Annotated in this window: 22 protein-coding genes; 13 read left to right on the forward strand and 9 right to left on the reverse strand. The window is 75.9% G+C overall.

Going from position 1 to position 21,040, the window contains the following annotated elements; translation table 11 throughout:
- Positions 1-14 precede the first annotated feature (14 nt).
- From LG943_RS05510 to LG943_RS05555, 10 genes are read left to right on the forward strand one after another with little or no spacing between them, the layout of a single operon-like run.
- Positions 15-734: a histidine phosphatase family protein gene (locus LG943_RS05510; protein ID WP_270071083.1), complete on the forward strand. Its 720-nt coding sequence runs from the start codon at positions 15-17 to the stop codon at positions 732-734.
- Positions 731-1,738 carry a GHMP family kinase ATP-binding protein gene (locus LG943_RS05515; RefSeq protein ID WP_270071084.1) on the forward strand — a complete coding sequence of 336 codons (1,008 nt, stop codon included), beginning with the start codon at positions 731-733 and terminating at the stop codon, positions 1,736-1,738. Before LG943_RS05510 ends, LG943_RS05515 begins: the two co-directional genes overlap by 4 nt.
- A 58-nt stretch (positions 1,739-1,796) precedes the next feature.
- Entirely contained in the window at positions 1,797-2,567 is a 771-nt protein-coding gene (locus LG943_RS05520) for a phosphotransferase (protein ID WP_270071085.1), read from the forward strand.
- 3 nt (positions 2,568-2,570) lie between these two features.
- A complete protein-coding gene (locus LG943_RS05525) occupies positions 2,571-3,812 on the forward strand; it encodes a glycosyltransferase family 4 protein (RefSeq protein WP_270071086.1) in 1,242 nt (413 codons plus the stop codon).
- Positions 3,809-4,546 (forward strand): HAD family hydrolase, encoded by a 738-nt coding sequence (locus tag LG943_RS05530; protein WP_270071087.1) that lies wholly within the window; start codon positions 3,809-3,811, stop codon positions 4,544-4,546. The genes LG943_RS05525 and LG943_RS05530 overlap by 4 nt, the downstream gene beginning before the upstream one ends.
- Complete coding sequence (locus LG943_RS05535; protein WP_270071088.1) at positions 4,543-5,550, forward strand: Gfo/Idh/MocA family protein; 1,008 nt, start codon at positions 4,543-4,545, stop codon at positions 5,548-5,550. The genes LG943_RS05530 and LG943_RS05535 overlap by 4 nt, the downstream gene beginning before the upstream one ends.
- A gap of 8 nt (positions 5,551-5,558) precedes the next feature.
- Positions 5,559-6,788, forward strand: a complete 1,230-nt coding sequence (locus LG943_RS05540; protein WP_270071089.1) for a DegT/DnrJ/EryC1/StrS family aminotransferase — start codon at positions 5,559-5,561, stop codon at positions 6,786-6,788.
- A 1-nt stretch (position 6,789) separates the two neighbouring features.
- The gene (locus tag LG943_RS05545) at positions 6,790-7,599 is read left to right on the forward strand and encodes a PIG-L family deacetylase (protein WP_270071090.1); all 810 of its coding nucleotides are present in this window, start codon (positions 6,790-6,792) and stop codon (positions 7,597-7,599) included.
- Positions 7,586-8,851 (forward strand): MFS transporter, encoded by a 1,266-nt coding sequence (locus LG943_RS05550; protein ID WP_270071091.1) that lies wholly within the window; start codon positions 7,586-7,588, stop codon positions 8,849-8,851. The genes LG943_RS05545 and LG943_RS05550 overlap by 14 nt, the downstream gene beginning before the upstream one ends.
- Before the next feature lie 17 nt (positions 8,852-8,868).
- Positions 8,869-10,173 (forward strand): Gfo/Idh/MocA family protein, encoded by a 1,305-nt coding sequence (locus tag LG943_RS05555; protein ID WP_270071092.1) that lies wholly within the window; start codon positions 8,869-8,871, stop codon positions 10,171-10,173.
- A gap of 110 nt (positions 10,174-10,283) precedes the next feature.
- Here LG943_RS05555 and LG943_RS05560 read toward each other — a convergent pair whose 3' ends face one another.
- Together LG943_RS05560 and LG943_RS05565 are read right to left on the reverse strand one after the other, a co-directional pair.
- On the reverse strand, positions 10,284-11,573 hold the full coding sequence (locus LG943_RS05560) for a hypothetical protein (RefSeq protein WP_270071093.1): 1,290 nt from the start codon (positions 11,571-11,573) through the stop codon (positions 10,284-10,286).
- Between the two features lie 242 nt (positions 11,574-11,815).
- On the reverse strand, positions 11,816-12,649 hold the full coding sequence (locus LG943_RS05565) for an SDR family NAD(P)-dependent oxidoreductase (RefSeq protein WP_270071094.1): 834 nt from the start codon (positions 12,647-12,649) through the stop codon (positions 11,816-11,818).
- 87 nt (positions 12,650-12,736) lie between these two features.
- On the opposite strand from LG943_RS05565, the gene LG943_RS05570 reads away from it, so the two are divergent.
- On the forward strand, positions 12,737-13,588 hold the full coding sequence (locus tag LG943_RS05570; protein ID WP_270071095.1) for a helix-turn-helix transcriptional regulator: 852 nt from the start codon (positions 12,737-12,739) through the stop codon (positions 13,586-13,588).
- Between the two features lie 163 nt (positions 13,589-13,751).
- On the opposite strand, the gene LG943_RS05575 is transcribed toward LG943_RS05570, so the two are convergent.
- A complete protein-coding gene (locus LG943_RS05575; protein ID WP_270071096.1) occupies positions 13,752-14,384 on the reverse strand; it encodes a TetR/AcrR family transcriptional regulator in 633 nt (210 codons plus the stop codon).
- Positions 14,385-14,531: 147 nt separating this feature from the next.
- Here LG943_RS05575 and LG943_RS05580 point away from each other — a divergent pair, with 147 nt between their 5' ends.
- Entirely contained in the window at positions 14,532-15,107 is a 576-nt protein-coding gene (locus LG943_RS05580) for a hypothetical protein (protein ID WP_270071097.1), read from the forward strand.
- A gap of 200 nt (positions 15,108-15,307) precedes the next feature.
- On the opposite strand, the gene LG943_RS05585 is transcribed toward LG943_RS05580, so the two are convergent.
- Positions 15,308-16,348, reverse strand: a complete 1,041-nt coding sequence (locus LG943_RS05585) for an NAD(P)-dependent alcohol dehydrogenase (RefSeq protein WP_270071098.1) — start codon at positions 16,346-16,348, stop codon at positions 15,308-15,310.
- A gap of 153 nt (positions 16,349-16,501) precedes the next feature.
- On the opposite strand from LG943_RS05585, the gene LG943_RS05590 reads away from it, so the two are divergent.
- Positions 16,502-17,440 (forward strand): helix-turn-helix domain-containing protein, encoded by a 939-nt coding sequence (locus tag LG943_RS05590; protein WP_270071099.1) that lies wholly within the window; start codon positions 16,502-16,504, stop codon positions 17,438-17,440.
- A 164-nt stretch (positions 17,441-17,604) separates the two neighbouring features.
- Here LG943_RS05590 and LG943_RS05595 read toward each other — a convergent pair whose 3' ends face one another.
- The 5 genes from LG943_RS05595 to LG943_RS05615 all read right to left on the reverse strand — a co-directional run bounded on the left by LG943_RS05595 (position 17,605) and on the right by LG943_RS05615 (position 20,891).
- Complete coding sequence (locus LG943_RS05595) at positions 17,605-18,135, reverse strand: hypothetical protein (protein WP_270071100.1); 531 nt, start codon at positions 18,133-18,135, stop codon at positions 17,605-17,607.
- Between the two features lie 42 nt (positions 18,136-18,177).
- Complete coding sequence (locus LG943_RS05600; RefSeq protein ID WP_270071101.1) at positions 18,178-18,957, reverse strand: hypothetical protein; 780 nt, start codon at positions 18,955-18,957, stop codon at positions 18,178-18,180.
- A 72-nt stretch (positions 18,958-19,029) separates the two neighbouring features.
- Positions 19,030-19,401: a hypothetical protein gene (locus LG943_RS05605; protein WP_270071102.1), complete on the reverse strand. Its 372-nt coding sequence runs from the start codon at positions 19,399-19,401 to the stop codon at positions 19,030-19,032.
- A gap of 32 nt (positions 19,402-19,433) precedes the next feature.
- Positions 19,434-19,946, reverse strand: coding sequence for a hypothetical protein (locus LG943_RS05610; RefSeq protein ID WP_270071103.1), 513 nt, complete (start codon positions 19,944-19,946; stop codon positions 19,434-19,436).
- Between the two features lie 375 nt (positions 19,947-20,321).
- The gene (locus LG943_RS05615) at positions 20,322-20,891 is read right to left on the reverse strand and encodes a DUF4232 domain-containing protein (protein WP_270071104.1); all 570 of its coding nucleotides are present in this window, start codon (positions 20,889-20,891) and stop codon (positions 20,322-20,324) included.
- Positions 20,892-21,040 lie beyond the last annotated feature (149 nt).

The following is a 21,040-nucleotide window of genomic DNA, read 5'->3' on the forward strand; positions in this document are numbered from 1 at the left end:
GAAGGAGACCACCCGTGCTCACCACCCTGCTGTTCACCCGCCACGGGGAAACCGCCGACAACGCGGTCAAGCGGCTGTCCACCCGGCCGCCCGGACCGCCGCTGAGCGACGCCGGCCGCGCCCAGGCCCGGGAACTCGCGCGCAGCGTCGCCGACCTCGACATCACCGCCGTCTACTCCAGTCCGCTGCGCCGCGCCCTGGAGACGGCGGCGTTCGTGGCCGAGCCCCGGGGGCTGCCCGTCCACGCCCACGACGGGCTGCGCGAGCTGTCGGTGGGTGAGCTGGAGGGGCGCAGCGACGACGCGGCCTTCGCCCACCTGGACTCGGTCTGGGCGGCCTGGACCCGGGAGTCGCGGCACGACGTCACCGCCGGCCCCGGCGGTGAGAACGCCCACGAGGTGCTGGGCCGGTCGACGGCGGCGGTCGCCGAGATCGTCGCGGCCGAACGCGGCGGCACCGTGCTCGTGATGGCCCACAGCGGGGTGCTCCAGGTCCTCGTGCCCGCGCTGTGCGCCAACCTCGCCCCCGACTACGGCATCGAGAACTGGCTGCGCAACTGCCAGCTCGTGCGGGTCGAGACCGACGGCACCGATCCCGTCGGCATGACGTGCCGCGCCTGGGGGCCGCTGACCCTGCCCGACCCCGCCGCCGCCCCCCTGGTGCCCGAGCGTCCGGCCCCCGACGCCGCACCGCGCGAGGGCGCCGCGGACGCCGCCGCGCCGGAGGCCCGGTGACCTCGGGCGTCCTGGCGGCCACCCCGCTGCGGCTGTCCCTGGGCGGCGGGGGCACCGACCTGCCCAGCTACGCCCGCGTCCACGGCGGGCTGGTCGTCGGCTTCGCGATCGACCGGGTCGTCTCCGTGGCCGCCCACCCCCGTATGTTCGGCGGCGGGGTGCGGGCGTGCCTGGAGCGCACCGAGACGGCGCCCACGGCGGCCGGCCTCAGCGACCCCTTCACCCGCGCGGCCCTGGCCGCCCACGGGGTGGACTCCGGGGTGCAGATCGCCTCCTTCGGCGACGCGCCCCCGGGCAGCGGGCTGGGCGGATCGGCGGCCTACACGGTGTCGCTGCTGCACGCCCTGCACCGCCTGGGCGCACCGCACGGCGCGGTGGACGCCGGCCTGCTCGCCGAGCGGGCGGCCGCCGTCGAGATGGAGCGGCTGGGCCGCCCCGTGGGCAAGCAGGACCACTACCTCGCCGCGCTGGGCGGCGCCCACGTCCTGCGCGTCGGCACCGACCTGGGCGTGACCGCCGAGCCCCTCAAGCCCGCGCCGGAGGTGGTCGGCTACATCGCCGACCGGCTCCTGCTCTTCCACACCGGGCGCACCCGCGACGCCGGCGGCGTCCTGGCCGCCCAGGCCGGCCGGACCGACGCGGGCGACCGCGCCACCGTGCGGGCGCTGCACGCCATCCGCGAGGTCGCCGACGCCATGACCGCCGCGTTCACCGCCGGCGACACCGAGCGGATCGGCCCGCTGCTCGACGCGCACTGGCGGCACAAGCGCGCCCTCAGCCCGGCGGTCACCACCCCCGAGATCGACCGCCTCTACAGCGCCGGAACCGCCGCCGGCGCCGACGGCGGCAAGCTGCTGGGCGCCGGAGGCGGCGGCTTCCTGCTGCTGTCCAGCAGACCCGGCCGCCAGGCCGACATCCGTGCCACCATGACCGCGCTCGGCGCCGCCGAACTGCCCTTCGCCTACTCCCCGGCGGGGACCCGCTCCCTGGCCCTGGGCGCGTGAGGCGGACGGCCGGCGGCGGCGCCGCGAACCCCATTCACAACCGGACGCCGAGGACGACATGACCGAAGGCAACGAACTGCGCGGCGGCGTGAACGTGGTGCGGCGGGTCGGCGACGCCGTGCACCGCCCCGCCACGGCGGCCGCGCCCGCCATCCACCGGCTGCTGCGCCACCTGCGCGACCAGGGGTTCGAGGGCGCCCCCGAGCCGCTGGGCTTCGACGCCGAGGGCCGCGAGGTGCTCAGCTACGTCCCCGGCGACGTGCACGAGGCCCTGCCGCCCGACCTGCGCACCCCCGAACTGCTGACCTCGGCCGCCGTGCTGCTGCGCCGCCTCCACGACGCCACCACCGGGTTCGCCCCCGCGCCCGAGGACCGGTGGCTGCTGCCGCCGCGCTCCCCGGCCGAGGTCGTCTGCCACGGCGACACCGCGCCCTACAACTGCGTGGTGCGCGAGGGCCGGGCGGTCGCCTTCATCGACTTCGACGCCGCCCACCCCGGCCCGCGCGTGTGGGACCTCGCCTACGCCGTCTACCGGTTCGCCCCGCTGCACGCCCCCACCAACCCCGACAGCTACGGCACCGTGGCCGAGCAGGGCCGGCGCGCCGCCCTGTTCTGCCGCGCCTACGGGCGCCCCGCCGACGCCGAACTGCTGGACGCGGCGGCCGAGCGGCTGCGCGCCCTCATCGCCTTCATGCGCGCCGAGGCCGAGCGGGGCAGCGCCGCGTTCCAGGCCCACATCGCCGAGGGCCACGTCGACCTCTACGAGACCGACATCGCCTACCTGGCCGCCCACCGCGCCGACCTGCTGAGCGCCTTCGCCGAGGAGTGACCCGTGCCGCACGCGCTGCTGCTCACCCCCTGGTACCCCCCTTCGCCCGGCGGAGCCGAGACCTACGCGCGGCGGCTGTTCCTGCACACCCGCGAGTACGGCTGGACCACCACGGTGGCCACCGACGGCCGCGCCGCGCCCCCGCCGGGCGCGGCGCCCGCCGACCACCCGGGGGTGCTGCGGCTGACCCGCTACGCCGACCAACTGGCCGACCCCCGCCGGGTGGCCTGGCGGTCCATGCAGTTCGCCGTGCTGGACGAACTCGCCGAGGCGGCGGCCGGCGCGGCGGCGCCCGACATCGTGCACGCCAACAGCATCGAGACCGCCGTGCTGGGCCGGATGATCGCCGACCACCACGACGTGCCGCTGGTCGCCACCATCCACGAGCACGCCCCGCAGGCCGCCGCCTACGGGCGCGGCCGCACCCGGCTGGCGTTCCGCCGGCTGGCGCCCGACGCGGTGATCGCCCCCAGCGGGTTCTACCGCGACCGGGCGCTCGCCGAGGGGGTCCCGGCCGACCGGGTCCACCTCATCGAGCACGGCGTCGAGGCCCCGGCGGCGGCGCCGCCGCGCCCGCCGGACGGCCACGGGCCGGGGTGGGGGCTGCCCGCCGACTCCTGGGTCGCGCTGAGCGTGGGCCGCATCTACCGGCCCAAGGGCACCCTCGAACTCGTCCGCGCCGCCGCGGCGGCCCGCGCCGCCCTGCCCCGGCTGCGGGTGGTCGTGGTGGGCCCCGACGGCCCCTCCGACTACGCCCGCCACGTCCGCGCGGAGGCCCGCCGCCTCGGCCTGGCCGACACCGTGGTCTTCGCCGGCCCGCACCCGCCCGACACCATGGCGCGGGTGCTGGCCCGCGCCGACGCGGTGGTCGCCCCCAGCCTCACCGAAGGGTTCGGGCTGGCGGTGGCCGAGGCCATGGGGCTGGGGCGCCCCGTGGTGGCCGCGGCCGTGGGCGGGCTGGCCGACATGGTCACCGACGGCCGCGACGGGCTGCTGGTGCCGCCGGGCGACGTCGGCGCCCTCGCCGCGGCGCTGGTCCGGCTGGCCGGCGACCCCGACCTGGCCGCGCGCCTGGGCGCGGCCGCCCGCCGCACCGTGCTGCGGCGCTACACGGTAGTGCGGATGGCGGCCCAGACCGCCGCCGTCTACGACCGGCTGACCGGGGCCGGCCCGCGCACCGCGCGGCGGGACGTCCACCGGCACCGGACGGCACCCCTCCCCCAACCGACGGGAGAGTCGGCATGACCCACCCCCCGGCGGCACCGGCCGCCACCGCCATCCCCGCCACCGGTGTGGACGCCCTGCTGCTGGACGCCGGCGGCGTCCTGCTGCGCCCCGACCCCGCCGCCCTGCGCGCCGCGCTGGGCGCGGGCGGTGTGCGGCCCGACGACGACGCCTTCGACCGCGCCCTCTACCGCCACGGCCCCGTGGGCGCCGGCCTGGGGCCCGGCGACGACGACGACGCGTTCGTGCTGAGCTACGCCGTGTCGGCCGGGGTGCCCCTCGACCGGGCGCGGGCGCGCCTGGACGCACTGCGCCAGGTGGTCCTGTTCCGCCCCTGGGTCCCCCGCGACCCCCGCGCCGTCCGCGCGGCGCTGACCGCGTGCGCCGCCCGGGTGCCCCACGTGGTGGTGGTCACCAACTCCGAGGGCGGGGCGGCGGCCCACCTGGCGCGGGCGGGGGTGTGCCAGGTGGGACCCGGCGCGGGCGTGGAGGTGCGCCTGGTGGTGGACTCCGCGGAGGTCGGCGTGCACAAGCCCGACCCGGGGATCTACCGCCACGCCGCCGAGGCCGTGGGCGTGGCCCCCGAGCGCTGCCTGCACGTCGGCGACTCGGTGCGCAACGACGTCGCCGCCGCCACCGCCGCCGGGATGGCTGCGCTCCACTTCTGCCCCTTCGGTGACTGCCGCGACACCGCCCACGGCCACGTGCGCTCGCTGGCCGAGGTCGCGGGCCTGCTGAGCGGGGCGCCCGCGTGAGCGCCGGGGCGGGCGCCGGCGTGGGCGCCGACTACGCCCTGGTGGGGTTCGGCCGCATCGCCGAACTCCTCTACGCGCCTCACGTGCGCGCGCTGCCCGGCGCCCGGGTCAGTGTGGCCGAACCCGACGCCGAGCGCCGCGCGGCCGCCGCCCGCCTGCTCCCCGGCGCGCGGATCGCGGAACGGGTGGCGGACCTGCCGGCGCCCGAGGGGGCGCGGCGAACGGCGTTCAACCTGGTCCCCGGCTCGGCGCACGGCGCGGTGACCCGCCGCCTGCTGGCGGCGGGCTGGGACGTGTTCTCCGAGAAGCCGCCGGCGGCGAGCGCCGCGGAGTGGGCCGAGCTGTCCGACCTCGCCCGGAGCCGGGGGCGCGTCCTGGCCGCCGCGCCGGTGTCGCCCTACCACCCCGAGGTCGCGGCCGCCCGCACCGCCCTCGCCGAGGGGGCCATCGGCACCCTGGCCGAGGTCCACGGGCGCTACCTGGCGCCCGGGCCCGCGCGGCGCGGCCACATCGACCCCCACCGCGCGTGGTTCTTCGGGCCCGACTCCTGCGTGCTGCGGGACCTGGGGCCCTATGTGCTGTCGGTGCTGGTGCGCCTGCTCGGGCCGCCCGACGCCCTGGCCTGGACCCGCAACGGCGTCCACGAGCCGGTGCCGGTGCGCACCGGCGGCACGGTCGTGCCGGCCTTCGGCAGCGCCGCGGTGGGGGTGGGCCGCTGGGGCGGTGCCGTGGGCACGGTGCACCTGGCCTACCGCCGCGCCGTCCCGGGGGCGGCCGCCGACATCACCCTGGTCGGCACCGGCGGAACGCTGCACTGCACCGCCGACCCCCAGGGCGAGGGCGGCCCCGCGCCGGAGAAGGCGGAACTGGCCCTGCGCCTGGTGGAGCGGGCCCGCACCGATGCGCGGCTGCGCGCCGAGCACACCGCCGCCGTGGGCCACTGGCTGGACCTTCTCGACACCGCACCGACCCGGCCGCCGGCCGCGCCGCCCGTGAGGAAGTGAGTCGCCCCATGCACCGACCCGCCGCGCTCGGCGGAGCCCCCGCCTTCGCCCCCGACGCGTTCCCCGCCTGGCCGCAGTGGACCGACGACGAGCGCACCGGCCTCACCGCCGCCCTGGACGAAGGGCTGTGGGGCTCCAGCCGCGCCCGCCGCGCCGCCGACTTCGCCGCCGACTTCGCCCGCTTCCAGGGCGCCGCCATCGGCCTGCCCATGGCCAACGGCACCTGCACCCTGGAGGCCGCCCTGGTGGCCTGCGGGGTGGGGGAGGGCGACGAGGTGGTGGTGCCGGCGCTGACCTTCGCCGCCACGGCCGTGGCGGTGCTGCGGGTCAACGCCGTGCCGGTCGTGGCCGACGTCGACCCCGACAGCCTGTGCCTTGTCCCCGAGCACGTCGAGGCCGCCCTCACCCCGCGCACCCGGGCCGTCATCGCGGTGCACCTGGCCGGCGCGATGGCCGCCACCGACCGGCTGGCGGCGCTGTGCGCCGCGCGCGGGATCGACCTCATCGAGGACAGCGCGCACGCCCACGGCAGCCGGCTGCTGGGGCGGGGCGCGGGGAGCTGGGGTGTGTTCGGCAGCTTCTCCTTCCAGCAGTCCAAGCTCCTGACCGCCGGCGAGGGCGGCGCCCTCATCACCTCCGACCCCGCCCGCGCCGAGACCGCCCGCAGCTACGCCAACTGCGGGCGCCGCACCGGCGGCGCCACCTACGAGCACGTCCGGCTCGGCGTGAACTACCGGATGACGGAGTGGCAGGGCGCGGTCCTGGCCGCGCAACTGCGCCGCTACCCCGCGCAACTGGCCCGGCGCGAGGAGGGCGCCCGGCACCTGGGGGCGGCCCTGGCCGCCACCGCCGGCCTGCGCCCGCAGGGCCGCGACCCCCGCATGGACCGCAGCGCCTACTACGCCTACGTGCTGCACTACGACCCCGAGGCGTTCGGCGGGCTGCCGGCGGCGCGGTTCTCCGCCGCGCTGGCCGCCGAGGGCGTCCCGGTGGCCACCCCCTACCCGGCGCTGAACCGCCTGGACATGTTCGCCGCCGGCGCGGCGGCGCCCGCGCCGCCGACCGCCGCCGAGCGGGTGCGCGCGGCGGTGTGCCCCGCCGCCGAGCGGGCCGCGCAGACCACGGTGTGGCTGCACCACCGCCTCCTGCTGGCGCCGCCCGACCGCCTGGCGCGGGTGGCGGAGGCGTGCGACCGCATCCGCCGCGCCGCCGGGCGGCTCAGCGCGGTGGGCGGGTGAGATGGCCGCCACCGTCACCCACACGATCGTCTCGCCACACTACGACGACGCGGTCTTCTCCTGCGGCGGCCTCCTGGCCCGGATCGGCCCGGCGGCGCGTGTCGTCACCGTCTGCGGCGGGCTGCCGCCCGAGGGGCGCGCCGCCTCCGACTGGGACCAGCGCTGCGGGTTCGCCACCGCGCGCGCGGCGGCCCTGGAGCGCCGGGCCGAGGACGCGCGGGCGCTGGCCGGTGTCGGCGCCCAGGCGGTGCCGCTCGGCTGGCTGGACCGGCCCTACGCCGAGGCCGCGCCCGACGCCGACGCCCTGGCCGCCGCGCTGGCACCGCTGCTCACCGGCACCGAGGTGGTGGTGCCCGCGGCCATCGGCGCCCACGCCGACCACGTGCTGGCGCGGGACGCCGCCCTGCGCGCCGCCCGCGCGGTGGGGGCGCCGGTGCGGCTCTACGCCGACGTCCCCTACGCCAGCGCCGGCGACTGGACCCGGCCGGAGGAGCTGCGCGACCGGCGGCTGCGCTGGCGCCCGGCCCTGGAGGAGGTGGCGCGGGCGGGCTTCGCCCTCGCCCCGCCGCGGCCGTGCCGGCTGGCGCCGGAGGCCGCCGCCGCCAAGATCGCGCTGGCCCGGATGTACGCCTCGCAACTGTGCGGCCTGGGCGCCCACCACCCGCGGCTGATGCACGTGCGCGGCGAACTCGCCACCGAGGTGTACTGGAGGGCGCGGGAGGACGCGGAGGCGGCCGCCGCGCCGGTGCCCGAAGAGTGGCTCGCCATAGCCGACCGCCCCGGCCGGAAGGAGCACGGTGGCGACCACTGACGGCGGCGGCGACCCGCGTCCGCCGGGCGGCCCCGAACCGCTGTCCGCGCGGCTGGGCGTGCCCTCGCCCCGGGGGCGGTGGCCGGTGCTGACGGCGATCGTGCTGGACACGATCGGCGTGGCGCTGCTGCTGCCGATCGCGCTCTTCTACTTCACCATCGTCACCGACATCCCGCTCCCCCACCTGGGCGTGCTCATGTCGGTCGCCCTGGTCCTGGCGCTGCCGACCGGGCTGCTGGGCGGCGAACTGGTCGACCGGTTCGGGGCCAAGCGGGTCATGGTGGGCAACAACCTGCTGTCGGCGCTGGGCTACGTCGGCTACTACCTGGCCGGCGGCGAGGCCGTCGTGTTCGGCGGGATGCTGCTGGTGGCGGTGTCGGAGTGCGTGTTCTGGTCGTGCTGGCTGCCCTACGTGAAGGGCATGGCCGGCCGGGACGGGTTCGACACCTGGTTCGCGTTCATCGAGGCGGCCAAGGCCGGGTGCATGGTGCTCGGCGCCGGGCTGACCGCCGTGTTCCTGGCGTCCTCGGACCCGGAGTCGGTACGCGTCCTGGTGCTGGTCAACATCGCCACGAGCCTGGTCTCGGCCGTCCTCATCGGCCGGCACCCCGTCAGCGGCGCCCGGCGCGAGCGCGCGGCGCCGGCCCGCCGGCAGGGGTGGGGGGTGATCCTGCGCGACCGCCGCTACGTCCTGATGACCGCCGGCCAGTTGCTGTGCACCCCGATCAGCCTGCTGGGCGGGCTGGCGTTCCCGGTGTTCTTCGCCGAGGACTGGGAGTTGCCGCCGTGGATCGGGCCGGCGCTGTTCGCGCTGAGCAACCTCATGGTGCTGCTGCTCCAGCCGTGGATCACCCGCGCGGTGCGGCCGGTCAGCCCGCGCGTGCTGCTGGTGTGGAGCGCGCTGCTGAGCCTGGCGGGGCTGGCCCCCCTGGTGGTGGTCGCCGACCCCGCCGCAGTGACGGGCACCGCCGTGGCGGTGGTGAGCACGGTGGTGCTCACCGTCGCGGGCATCCTGTTCTTCCCTACGACCAACACGGCGCTGATCGCCTTCACCACCGAGGACAACGCCGGGCGGGTGTCGGCGCTCTTCCACACCGGCACGTCGGTGGCCACCGCCGCCACCCCCGCCCTGGTGGGGTGGCTCCTGGGCGTGCCCGACGCGCTGTGGGCGGTGATGGCACTGCTCAACCTGGCCGGAGTGGCGTGCTTCGAGTTGGCGCTGCGCGGGGTGCGGGCGGTCGGCCCGCGATGACGGACGGAGGAGGACCCATGGCGGATCGGGCGGAACGGGCGGAGGCGGCGGGGGTGCCCGTGGGAGCGCCGGTGGACGCGGCGCCGGGTGCGCCGGTGGGCGTCGCGTTCGTCGGCACGGGCTACGTGGCCGACCTCTACCGGGCCACCCTGCCCAACCACCCCGGGCTGGCGCTCACCGGTGTCTACGACCGCTCAGCCCGGCGGTGCGGGGAGTTCGCCGACCATTACGGCGACACCCGCTACCCCTCGCTGGCGGCGCTGCTGGCCGATCCCGCCGTCGAGATCGTGGTGAACCTGGTCAACCCGCGCGAGCACGCCGGCGTGACGCGCGCGGCGCTGGCGGCGGGCAAGCACGTCTACAGCGAGAAGCCGCTCGCCATGGACCTCGCCGAGGCGCGGGAGCTGGCGGAGTCCGCGCGTGCGGCCGGGCTGCTGCTGGCCTCGGCGCCGTGCAGCATGATCGGCGAGGCCGCCCAGACGGCGTGGCAGGCGCTGCGCGCCGGCGCGGTGGGCACCCCGCTGCTCGCCTACGCCGAACTGGACGACGGCTACCTGCTCGCCGAGCACTACACCGAGTGGCGCAGCCGGTCCGGCGCGCCGTGGCCCTACCGGGACGAGTTCCGCACCGGGTGCACGATCGAGCACGCCGCCTACGCCCTGGACTGGCTCACCATGTTCTTCGGCCCGGTCACCGAGGTCACCGCCTTCGCGGCGGGCGTGGCGCCCAACCCCCACCTGACCGCCGAGGAGCACGCCCGGGCCCCGGACTTCTCGGTCGCCTGCCTGCGGTTCGCCGGGGACGGGGCCGGGGACAGCGGGGGTGTGGCCGGGGACGGCGGCGGGACCGGCGCCGGCGGGGTCGTGGCCCGGATGACCAACAGCATCGTCGCCCCCGAGCAGCACCGGATTCAGATCGTCGGCGACGAAGGGGTCCTGGTCGTCGACAACGTGTGGGACTACACCTCACCCGTCACCGTCCGCCGAGGCCGGAAGGGCCGCCCCGAGCCCTACCCGCCGGCGCGCCGCCCCGCGCACACGATGGACCGGATCGGCGCCAACCACATGGACTTCGCCCGGGGCGTCGCGGAACTGGCGGGCGAGGTCCGGGGGCGGCGCCCGAGCCGGCTGCGCACCGACCACGCCCTCCACGTCCTGGAGGTGACCCTCACCGTGGCCCGCGCCACCGGCGGCGCGGTGACCCGCCCGACCACGACGTTCGCCCCCCTCACCCCCATGCCCTGGGCCGCCGGCACTCCCCCGTTCCCCCGTCCCGCCGACCCTCCGGAAGCCCTCCGGACGCCGTCACACACGACCGAATAACCACGACCGCCGACCGCCTCCGACGAGAGACACCCCGGACGATCTCGAACCGCGGTAGACGAGACCTGCCATCAGGACGGGCGGCCCGCGGGTTGCGTGGGCCGCCGTGGTCAGCCGCGCAGGGCGTCCGCTCCCGCGGGTTCCCCGGTCAACTGCCGGGGGACCTCCACGGACGCGTCGGAGGCGCGGATCAGCTCGGGGACGTCGCCGTCGTAGTAGTCGCGCTTGGCCTGCTCGGCCCTCTCCCCCAGGCCGTGCCACATCGGCTTGGCCGACGCCTTTCCGCTCTCGCACATGGCGTAGCGCAGCCCCGCGTTGAACCCCACGACGTTGCGGTCGTCGTCGGAGCAGAAGGTGTGGTCGGGGTCGTTGCGCACGGCGTAGACCACGTGCTTCTCGGCGTACATCGCCGTGACCTTGCCGGCCGCCGCTCCCCCGCCGACCTTCACCGTCTGCTGCTGCATCTCGGTGTTGGAGAAGGAGCTCTCATAGCCCATCTCCTGGGTGACCGACCCCGTGACCTTGGCGCCGATCCCCTCGACCTCCACCCCGGCCTCGAAGCCGATGGTGACCCCCACGCTCTCCCGGTAGGTCTGGGTCTGGGTCTTGGAGATCCCCCAGCTCACCTCCTTGGAGATCTCGCCGTCCTTGCTGGCGTTGCGCAGGTCCAGCGAGGCGACGAACGCGTAGGAGCGGCGCCGCCGCAGGGTGTAGGTCGGTGAGTTCGCGATGATCCACCGCCAGGACTTGTTGCGGTCGTTGACCGCGACGCAGGGGACGGTGACCTCGCGGTCGACGTGCGCGCCCTGTTCCGACGGGATGTTGTCGGGGTCCTTGATGACGGGCCGGTTGAGGGTGCCGCTCGTCTTGGTGAGCGTGGGCAGGTTGAGGACGTAGACCTCCCCGGGCCGCTCGCCGTCCTCCTGGCCGAAGGGGCCTTTGTACCACGCCCAATAGGCGCGTTCCGGCGCCACCATGGTGCTGTTCTTCTCGATGATCTGGGGCGGCCGCTTCACGCACTGCCATCCGCCCACGGACTCCAGTTCTCCGGGGACCACGTACCTCTTGCCGTTGATGGTCTCCTTGACGCAGGCGATCCGCTCCTTGGGCAGCGGAGTTCCCAGAAACCGGGTCTCGTGGTGAGGGGCGTCGCACAGGGCCACATAACCCTGCGGAGGCTGGGCGCGGTGCCACTCGCCGGTGCCGAACTTGATGGCGCGCCAGTTCTCGATCGGCCGCACGGCCTGGGTCGCCGGATTCGTGGACTTCACCCACAGCGATACTCCGTGCCCGTGGGCGTGGCTGGACAGGCTGTAGTAGTCGTCACTGGGCGGATTCACCTCGTCGGTGCTCATGACAAGGGTGATCTCACCGAAGACGCATTCCTTGGAATAGGACATGGCAATCCCCCGGGAATTTGTTATGGCATTGAACGCGGGCACGCGAAAAGCGTTCCGGAATACCTTTTTCACCCTACTCGCGGCCTGAAAAGAGCACACCGCGATCACGCCACGATGGTGCAATAGGTGCAATGGCGCCGGCCGGGGACCGCCGGCGTTCGGCCGCCTGACCCGCCGGGCGCCCGGACCCGTGGGCGGGACGGGCGCCCCGGGGGCGGGTCAGACCCTCGCCCGCGAGCGGGTCACGCCTGGAGGCCGCCGTCCACCGGCAGGACCACTCCCGTGACATAGGACGAGCGGTCGCTGAGCAGCCAGGCGGCGGCCTGTGCGATCTCCTCGGGGTCGGCCGCCCGCCGCAGCGGGGTCTGGGCGTTGAGGTGGTCGACCAGGCCCGGCGCCACCTCCTCCCAGGCGTCGATCATGGCGGTCATGGTCGTTCCGGGGGCGACCGCGTTGACGCGGATGCCCTCCGGGCCGTAGGTGATGGCGGCCGACTCCGTGAGGCTGTTGAGCGCCCGCTTCAGGGCGCCGTAGGCGGGCAAATTGGCGTTGCCGCGCCAGCCGCCGACGCTGGAGGTGTTGACGACCGCGCCCCGCCCGGCGGTGGCCCGGATGGCGGCGACCTCGGCGGCCATGGCGGTCCACGGGCCGCGCAGGTTGACCGCGTAGAGGTGGTCGAGGTCGGCCTCGGCCACCCGGTCCACCGGGGCGGGCGGCAGGGCGGTCGCCCCGTTGTTGAAGGCGACGTCGAGCCGTCCGTACACCTCGACGGTGCGCTCGACGGCGGCGCGCACGGCGTCCGGGTCGGCCAGGTCGCACACCGCGTACTCCGCGGCGCCGCCGGCCGCCCGGACCTCCTCGGTCACCGCCGCCAACTGCTCCTTGGTCCGGGCCGCCAGCAGGACCTCGGCGCCTTCGCGGGCGAACAGCCGCGCCGCCGCGGCTCCGATGCCCCGGCCGGCACCGGTGATGAAGGCGACCTTGCCGGCCAGCAGCCCCGAGCCGGGGGCGCCCGGGGTGGGCGCGGTGGAGGTGGTGGAAGCGGAGGATGCGGTGGTTTCGTGGGTGTTGTCCATGGCGGTGAGCCTGGTGCCGGACGCGCGGCCCAGCCAGGCACCGGCGGTACCTGGCTGGGCGGCGCGCGGGAGGAGCACACTGGAGGCGTGGACAGACGAGAGCTGGCCGGATTCCTGCGCGCCCGCCGCGAGCGGATCACCCCCGCCGACGTCGGGCTGCCCGCCGGGCCGCGCCGCCGCACCCCCGGGCTGCGCCGCGAGGAGGTGGCGCAACTGGCGTTCATCTCGACCGAGTACTACACCCGGCTGGAGCAGGCCCGGGGGCCGCACCCCTCGCGCGAGGTGCTCACCGCCCTGGCCCGCGCCCTGCGCCTGACCGACGCCGAGCGCGACCACCTGCACCACCTCGCCGGCGCCCCGCCGGGGCCGCCGGCCGGGCCGTCGCGCGAGGTGCGGCAGAGCATCCTCGACCTCCTGCGGCGGCTGCCCAACGCCGCCGCCATCGTGCTGTCGGCGACCGGCGAGGTGATCGCCTGGAACGACCTGGCGGCGGCCCTGCTGGCGGACTTCTCAGCTCTGTCCCGGCGCGACCGCAACCTGCTGCGCCGCGCGTTCCTCGGGCCGCGCCCCGGCGAACCGCTGCTCTACAGCCGGGCCGACGCCCAGGAGTTCGCCCACACGGCCGTCCGGCACCTGCGCGCGGCCGCCGCCCGCTACCCCGACGACCCCGAGGTGGCCGAACTGGTGGGCGACCTGCTGGCGGGCAGCGCGGAGTTCGCGCGGATGTGGGCCGTGCACGACGTGCGCCCCGGCCCCGCCCTGCGCAAGACCGTCAACCATCCGCAGGTGGGTCCCGTCACCGTCAACTGCGACGTCCTGGACATCGCCGACCGCGACCAGCGGGTCGTCATCTACACCGCCGACCCGGGTTCACCGGCGGAGGAGGCACTGCGGCTGCTGTCGGTGATCGGCACCCAGCGCATGAACGTCCCCGGCTGAGGAGGCGGGGCCGGCACGTGCCCCCGGTGCCCGGGGCACGGGTCGAGGTGGCAACAGGGTGGCGAAAGTCGCGGACCCCGGTTTCCTGTTCGCCCCCGCGTGAAGGGGACACGAGGACGGGCCGGCGGTGCGCGGCGCCGGGGGCGGGAACCGTCCGCTACGGCTAAAGATCCCCACCGGCGGCACGCGCCGGCGGGCTCGGCTCGGTCGCCGAGGCGGCGCGGGACCGGAGGAGCCCCTCGACTCCGTGCAGGAAGGTCTCGCAGACCAGTTCCGGGTCGAAGAGGCAGCCGGCCGCCATCGCGCCGTCCCTCAGCATGACGAAGTGCCGGCCGGCCGCGTCGGCGGGCGCGAAGCCGGCCCGCGCCAGCAGGTCGGTGACCGTGTCGAGGAGCCATTCCCGGTGGGCCAGGACGGCCTGGTGGACCGGGTGGGCGGGGTCGGGGTACTCGGCCGCCGCGTTGATGAAGGCGCAGCCGCGGAACGCCGGGGACCGGATGCCGTCGGCGATGGCCCCGGCCACGGCCCGGACCCGGTCGGCGGCCGACCGGCCGCCCTCCTGGGCGGCGGTGATCTGGCCGCGCATCCCCTGGTCGACCTGGTCGAGGTAGGCCAGGACGAGTTCCTCCTTGCCGGAGAAGTGCCGGTACAGCGTGGCCCGGGTGACCTGCGCCTCCGCGGTGATCCGGTCGACGCCCACGGAGTGGATGCCCTCGGCGTAGAAGATCCGGGTCGCCGTGCCGAGCAGGCGCGAGCGCGCCTCGGAGGTGACGCCCGCTTCTCGGTTCCGACTCATGCCGCGAGCGTACCAGAGCTGTGAGGGAGAACGTTCGGTCTTGACACCCGTGACCGCGACCCTTTTTAATCATGAGACCGAACGTTCTCCCTCATGATGACGCGCTACCGCGTCCCCCGCTCCACCACCGCACTGGAAGGCACGTCCGTGGACACACCCACCGCCACCGCTCCCGCCACCACCCCGGCCGGCGCTCCCGCGACCCTGCGCGAGCTGTACTTCGCGCGCTTCGCCTTCGCCGCCGTGTGGGCCGGTCTGCTCTTCGCGACCGCCGACACGCTCAATCCGCTCAGCACGGCGCTGCTGCTCGCCTACCCCCTGTTCGACGTGGCGGCGGCGGTCGTGGACGTCCGCTCCGCCAAGGCCGGCGGCGGCAGGGCGCCTCTCCTGTACGCCAACATCGCCGTCAGCGCGCTGACGGTGGTCGCCCTGGCCTTCGCCGTCACCTCGGGCGTGCCGGGGGTGCTGCGGGTGTGGGGCGCCTGGGCGGTCGCCGCGGGAGTCGTCCAGCTCGCCGCCGCCATCACCCGCCGCCGCCTGGGCGGCCAGTGGGCGATGATCATCAGCGGCGCCGTCTCCACCCTCGCCGGCGCGTCGTTCGTCGCCCAGGCCGCCGGGCCGGCCCCGGCGCTGACCGCCCTCGCCGGCTACGCCTTCCTCGGCGGGGTGTTCTTCCTGGTCTCGGCCCTGCGCCTCACCCGCGCGGCCCGCAGCGCGGGCTGACCGGCGGCCGGCGGCCGGCGCCTGAAGCGACCACCGCCGCCGGGGCGGGCCGGCACCGCCCCGGCCGGCGTCAGTCAGGTCGGACATGTTAAGCACGAAGCGGTACCGGACGTCGTTGCGATCCAGGCGGGCGTTGACCGCGTTCACCCGGGCCGACGGCACCAGGGCGCCCCCGGCGCGGGCCGTGCCCGGCCCCGGGCTCAGGCCAGCGTTGCGGTGTCGATGACGAACCGGTAGCGGACGTCGGAGGCCAGCACGCGCTCGTACGCCTCGTTGATCCGGTCGGCGGAGACCACCTCGACGTCCGCGCCGATACCGTGCTCGGCGCAGAAGTCGAGCATCTCCTGGGTCAGGGCGATACCGCCGATCATCGACCCGGTCAGCACCCGCCGCGAGCCGACGAGCAGGAACCCGTCGAAGGTCAGCGGACCGGGAGCCACGCCCACGTTGACCATGGCGCCGTCCACGGCCAGCAGGCCCAGGTAGGCGTTGACGTCGATGTCGGCGCTGACGGTGTTGACGATCAGGTCGAACCGTCCGGCCAGCCTGGTGAAGGTCTCGGGGTCGGAGGTCGCGTGGTAGTCGTCGGCGCCCAGCCGCAGGCCGTCCTCCCGCTTCTTCAGCGACTGCGACAGCACCGTGACCTCGGCGCCCAGGGCGTGGGCGATCTTGACCGCCATGTGGCCCAGGCCGCCCAGCCCCACGACCGCGACCCTCTTGCCGGGACCGGCGCCCCAGCGGCGCAGCGGGGTGTAAGTGGTGATGCCCGCGCACAGCAGCGGCGCGGCGGCGGCCGGGTCGATGCCCTCGGGCACCGACAGGACGTAGTCGGCGTCCACCACCACGTGGGTGGAGTAGCCGCCCTGGGTGGTGGTGCCGTCGCGGTCGGTGCCGGCGTAGGTGGGCACCATGCCCTCGACGCAGTACTGCTCGTCGCCGTTGCGGCAGTGGACGCACTGCCCGCAGGAGTTGACCATGCACCCCACGCCGACGCGGTCGCCGACCGCGTGCCGGGTGACCTCGGCGCCGACCTCGGCGACCACGCCCACGATCTCGTGGCCCGGGACCACGGGGAAGGGCTGGGGCCCCCAGTCGCCGTTGACGGTGTGGATGTCGGAGTGGCAGATGCCGGCGTGGGTGATCTCGATGAGGACGTCGTTGGGGCCGACGTCGCGCCGCTCGACGACCGTGGGGGCCAGCGGCCGGCCGGCGGCGGGTGCGGCGTAGGCGGGGACACGCATGAGGACTGCTCCTTGGGAATAGGGGTCCGCTCCCGGGACGTCCGGGAGGGCCGCCACCCAGTAAAGGTTCTGCGGCGAACGGGAGAAAGGCACTGCTGAGGGGTGTACTGGCAGGGCACCCCAGGCGGGCGGCGGGCCGCCTACCGTGGAGGGGTGGACCACCGCAGCCAGATCCGTGAGTTCCTGACCTCCCGGCGCGCCAGGATCAGCCCGCAGCAGGCCGGCGTGCCCTCCTACGGCACCCGCCGGGTCCCCGGCCTGCGCCGCTCCGAGGTCGCCCAGCTCGCCGGCGTCAGCGTGGAGTACTACTCCCGGCTGGAGCGCGGCGACCTGTCGGGCGTCTCCGACAGCGTCCTGGACGCCCTCTCCCGCGCCCTGCGGCTCAACGACGAGGAGCGCACCCACCTGGAGGACCTGGCCCGCGCCGCCGGGCCCCGGCCGCGCCGCCGGCGGCGCGCCCCGCAGCGGCAGGTGCGGCCCACGGTGCAGCGCATGCTGGAGGCCATGACCGACGCGCCCGCGTTCGTCATGAACGGCCGCGGCGACATCCTGGCCTTCAACGCGCTGGGGCGCGCCCTGTACGCCCCCATGATCGAGTCGGCCCGGGGCCGGGTGCCCAACCACGCCCGGTTCATCTTCCTCGACGCCCGCTCCCACCACTTCTGGGGCGACTGGGAGCGCGCCGCCGACGACACCGTCGCCCTGCTCCAGGCCGAGGCCGGCCGCGACCCCTTCGACACCGCCCTCACCGAACTCGTGGGCGAGCTGTCCACCCGCAGCCCCGACTTCCGCACCCGGTGGGCGCGCCACGACGTCCGCCAGCACCACATCGGCGCCAAGCCCTTCCGCCACCCGGTGGTCGGGGAACTGGAGCTGACCTACGAGTCCCTGGAACTGCCCGCCGACGGCCTCATCCTGGTGGCCTACGGCGCCGAGCCCGGCAGCGGCTCCCAGGACCGGCTGCGCCTGCTGGCGAGCTGGTCCACCACGCCGGACGGCACCGCGCCCGACCGCGCCGGCGCCCGCCCCGGATCCGGCGAGCCGCCCTCGGCCGCGCCGGAGGCCACCGGCGGGCCGGGCCGCACCCCCTGAGGGAAGCTCCCAGAGCCGCCCGGGGCGGGCCGTGGAGCGCGCCGCGCGGGGGCGCCCGCACTGTGCGGACCTCCCCCGCCGCCGGAGGCGGCGGGCAGGAGCGGCCCGGGGTGAGCCCGGCGCGCACGGACCGGCGGCACAGCCGGAGGGCCGCGCGGGCGGGGCTACAGCACCGCCGGCAGGAGCACGAGCAGCGCCAGCCAGCCCAGGCAGACCCACGCGGCCGCGCGCAGCGCGCGGTCGTAGGGCGCGGCGGCCGCGATGGCCGCGCGGCGCCGGCGCAGGGTGTCGGCCGCCTCCCGGTCGATCTCGGCGATCCGGCGGTCGCGCTCGGCGTCCAGGCCGGCCAGGTCGCGGCGCAGCTCGGCCAGCAGCCGCGCGCCCTCCCGGGGGTCGGCCACGGCGGCGCGCCCGCCGTCGGCCGGCTCCCGCTCGCCGGCCGCGCCGTCCTCAAGGAGGCGCACGCGCACCTCGGCGCCGTAGACCCGCTCCTCGCAGGCGCGGACGAGCGCCATCCGGCGGCGCAGGTCGTCCTGGCGGACGGCGGCCCGGCGGACCTCGGCGGTGTTCTCGGCGTCGAACGCCAGCAGCACGTCGGGGATCTCCTCCCCCCGCTCCCCCACGGAGCGCAGGATGCGCAGCAGCCCGGCGAGGGAGAAGGCGAACAGGGCGAAGACCAGCACCTCGGTCCCCATCACCGCGCACCCGCCGCTGCCCTCGCGCCGGGGCGGTCCGCCTCACACACCGCGCCCCCTCCCCTCTCCGCCGTTCTGCGCGGCGCGCAGGGCGTGCGCCTTCTCGCTCAGCGCCCGCGCCTGCGCGTACAGGGTGGTCCGCCGGAAGGACTCCTTCTTCCGGGACACCTCCCGCCCCTGGCGCCGCCGCGAACGGAAGCCCCCCGGCACCGGGAGGTTCAGCGCGTCCTCCAGCACCGCCATGTCCAGGACGGGCGCCTCCCGGTCGGGGGGTATCTCGCCGAACAGCTCCGCGGCGCGCCCGGCCTCGTCCACGACCGGCACCTGGGCGAACGACTCGTGGAATTCCCGCCGCGGGCTGACCGCGAGCGTCCTGTTGTACTCCCGGATGCGCCGGAGGACGCGGCCCTTCTCTTCGTCGGTCAGATAGGAGTCGTCCACCAGTTTCAGCTTGCGGGAACGCGGCCCGGTGAAGGCGATCCGCGGGTTCTCGCCCTCCATGAAAGGCGCGAGCACGCCGAGGATCTGGTCCCGGCTGCGCTCGATGCCGTCGACCGCCTCGCGCAGCATTTTCTCCCCCAGCTCGTACTGGTCCACGCTCGCCTTGTCGGCCTCAAGCGCGATGACGTTGGCGTAGAACTGGGACGCCTCGCCGCCCGTGAGCGCGGCCTCGGCGGCGACGAGGTCCTTGTCGCCCCTGTCGTGCAGCTCCCTGCGCGACGCCAGCAGCTCCATCGTCGCGGCCTTGGCGTCCGCGCTCACCTTGCGGATGACCAGGGCGTAGATGACGGCGAACAGCGCGATGACGATCCCGCCTAGCACGGGCTCCTCCTACCGCTCCGGCGCGGCCCTCCGGCGGTCCGGTGCGCGGGGGCGCGGCCGGGCCGGGAGCGGTCACCCGCCATCGACGTGTCCCTTCGCCTCGATCGCCGCGGCCGCGCTCCGCTCGGCGTGGGCGAACCGCCGATCGGTCGCACTGATGTGCCGGGCGGCGTCGGCCAGGGGGACGAGCACCCGGCCCTCGGCGGCGTCGCGCACCGCCTCGGCCAGCAGGTCGACCCGGCTCTGCGCGATCGCCTCCTGCCGGGCCAGCGGCAGGCCCACCGCGTCCAGGCCGCGGCGCGCCCGGACCAGGCCGTCGACGTGCTCGGCCGACGGCGGGGCCGCGCCGGCGCGGCTCCGCAGCCGGCGCAGCACGAGGTCGGCGACCAGCAGCAGGGCCGTGGCGGCCGCCACGGCCGCCATCTGCCACGCAACCGCATCCATCGCGCTCCTTCCTTTCCTGGGCGGCCGACGGCCTACGTGGGGGTCCGCGTCTTCGTGCCCGCCGACGTACTCCGCGGGGGCCGGGTGCGCCGGACCACCTTCGGGACGACGATCCCCTGCTCCCGCTGCTTCTCCTCCGCCTCCTCGCGCCGTTTGTCGGCCCTCTTGAGGTCTTCGGCGATACCGCGCGCGGCATGGATCTGAGCCATGGCCGACCGCTCCGCGTTCTGGAACCTCCGGCCCTTGGACTCGGCCCTCCTGGCGTGGAGCAGGCGGCGCTCCACGGCCAGCTTGGCCAACTCGGAGCGGGTGCGCTGCACCTCTCGCCAGTACTCCAACTCGGTCCGCAGCCGGGCGAGCGGGCCGCCCGAGGCGAGCGCCTTGTTGCGCAGCGCCTCGGCTTTCTTGCGCGCGGTGCTGCGGCCCGCGATGGAGTTGATCGCCAGCAGGACGGCGGTGTTGCCGTAGACGAGGACCCGGAGGCCGGGGCCGGTGGAGAGCACGTCGCCCATCTGCCCCAGGAGGCCGGTCAGGGTCTCCAGCACGCCGCGCCCGCCTTCCGTGCTCCGTCGCCCGCCGCAGGTCCGTGGGCGGTCGGCCGCGCTACACGCGTCCCGCGCGCCACTTGTGGCACACGGGAGCCCACTCCGGCGCTTACGATGACTGAGCGAACCGCGCGAATCAAGGATCCATAGCCGAAATTGGGACAAATGGCCTGGACCTAAACCTGGTTCACCTCCGTGCCCACTCGTCTCACCCAGCCCGGAGCGCGGCGTCGGCACAGCGCACAAGGCCGCCGCCCGCCGCGCCGCAGGCGGAACACGCCGGCGGCGGCGGCCGTTTTCGCCCTCCCCGGCCGCCCCGAGACGCCGGCGTGTCCGGCCCGGCCCGCGCGGGCCGGGCCGGACACTCGGACCCGGTCAGGCCGGGGTGACCGCCGAGATGGTCGAGGCGCCCAGGTCGGGGTTGGCGCAGACGCGGTCGGCGCCGCCGGTGGGCGCGTACTCGGCGCCCTCGTCGTTCTGGAAGAACAGGTGCGCACCGGCCACCTCGGTGGGGCGGCAGTCCTCGGGGGCGTAGGCGTCGGGGTTGGGGCGGGCCACCGTCACCACCGCCGTGTCACCGGGGTACAGCGCGAAGACGTCGCCGCCCTGGCCCTCGCGGACGGCGTGCGCGCCGATGGGGTTGCCCTCGGAGTCGCCCCAGTACATGTCGGCGACGGCGGGGTACATGACGCACGCCTCGTCGTCCCAGGGGCTGAGGGGTTCCCGCTTGGTCAACTCGAACTCGACGTAGACGGTGCCGGCCGCGCCCTCGCGCGCGGTCTCGGCGACCTCCAGGTCCACCGCCGTGCAGTCGCGGACGCTCAGGGCGCCCGCGCCGGCGGCGGTGTCGGCGGCGGCCGAGGGGGCGGCGAGCAGGAGGGCGGGCAGGGCCAGGGCGCCCAGGGCCGCGGCGCGGACGGAACGGGCTCGGATTGCGCGTGTCATGGCGGACATGCTCCTCAGTCAGGGGGCGACGTCGATCGAAGATCAACTACTTCCCCATGGGACGCCGGACGCGACGCTGTGGTTTGCCGCGAATACCGTCTGTTGCCCGGTTTTCCGCGGAGAGCCGGAAAACCGGGGCCGCCCGGACG

It is taken from the genome of Streptomonospora mangrovi, assembly GCF_027604915.1.
GTDB classification, from domain to species: domain Bacteria; phylum Actinomycetota; class Actinomycetes; order Streptosporangiales; family Streptosporangiaceae; genus Streptomonospora; species Streptomonospora mangrovi.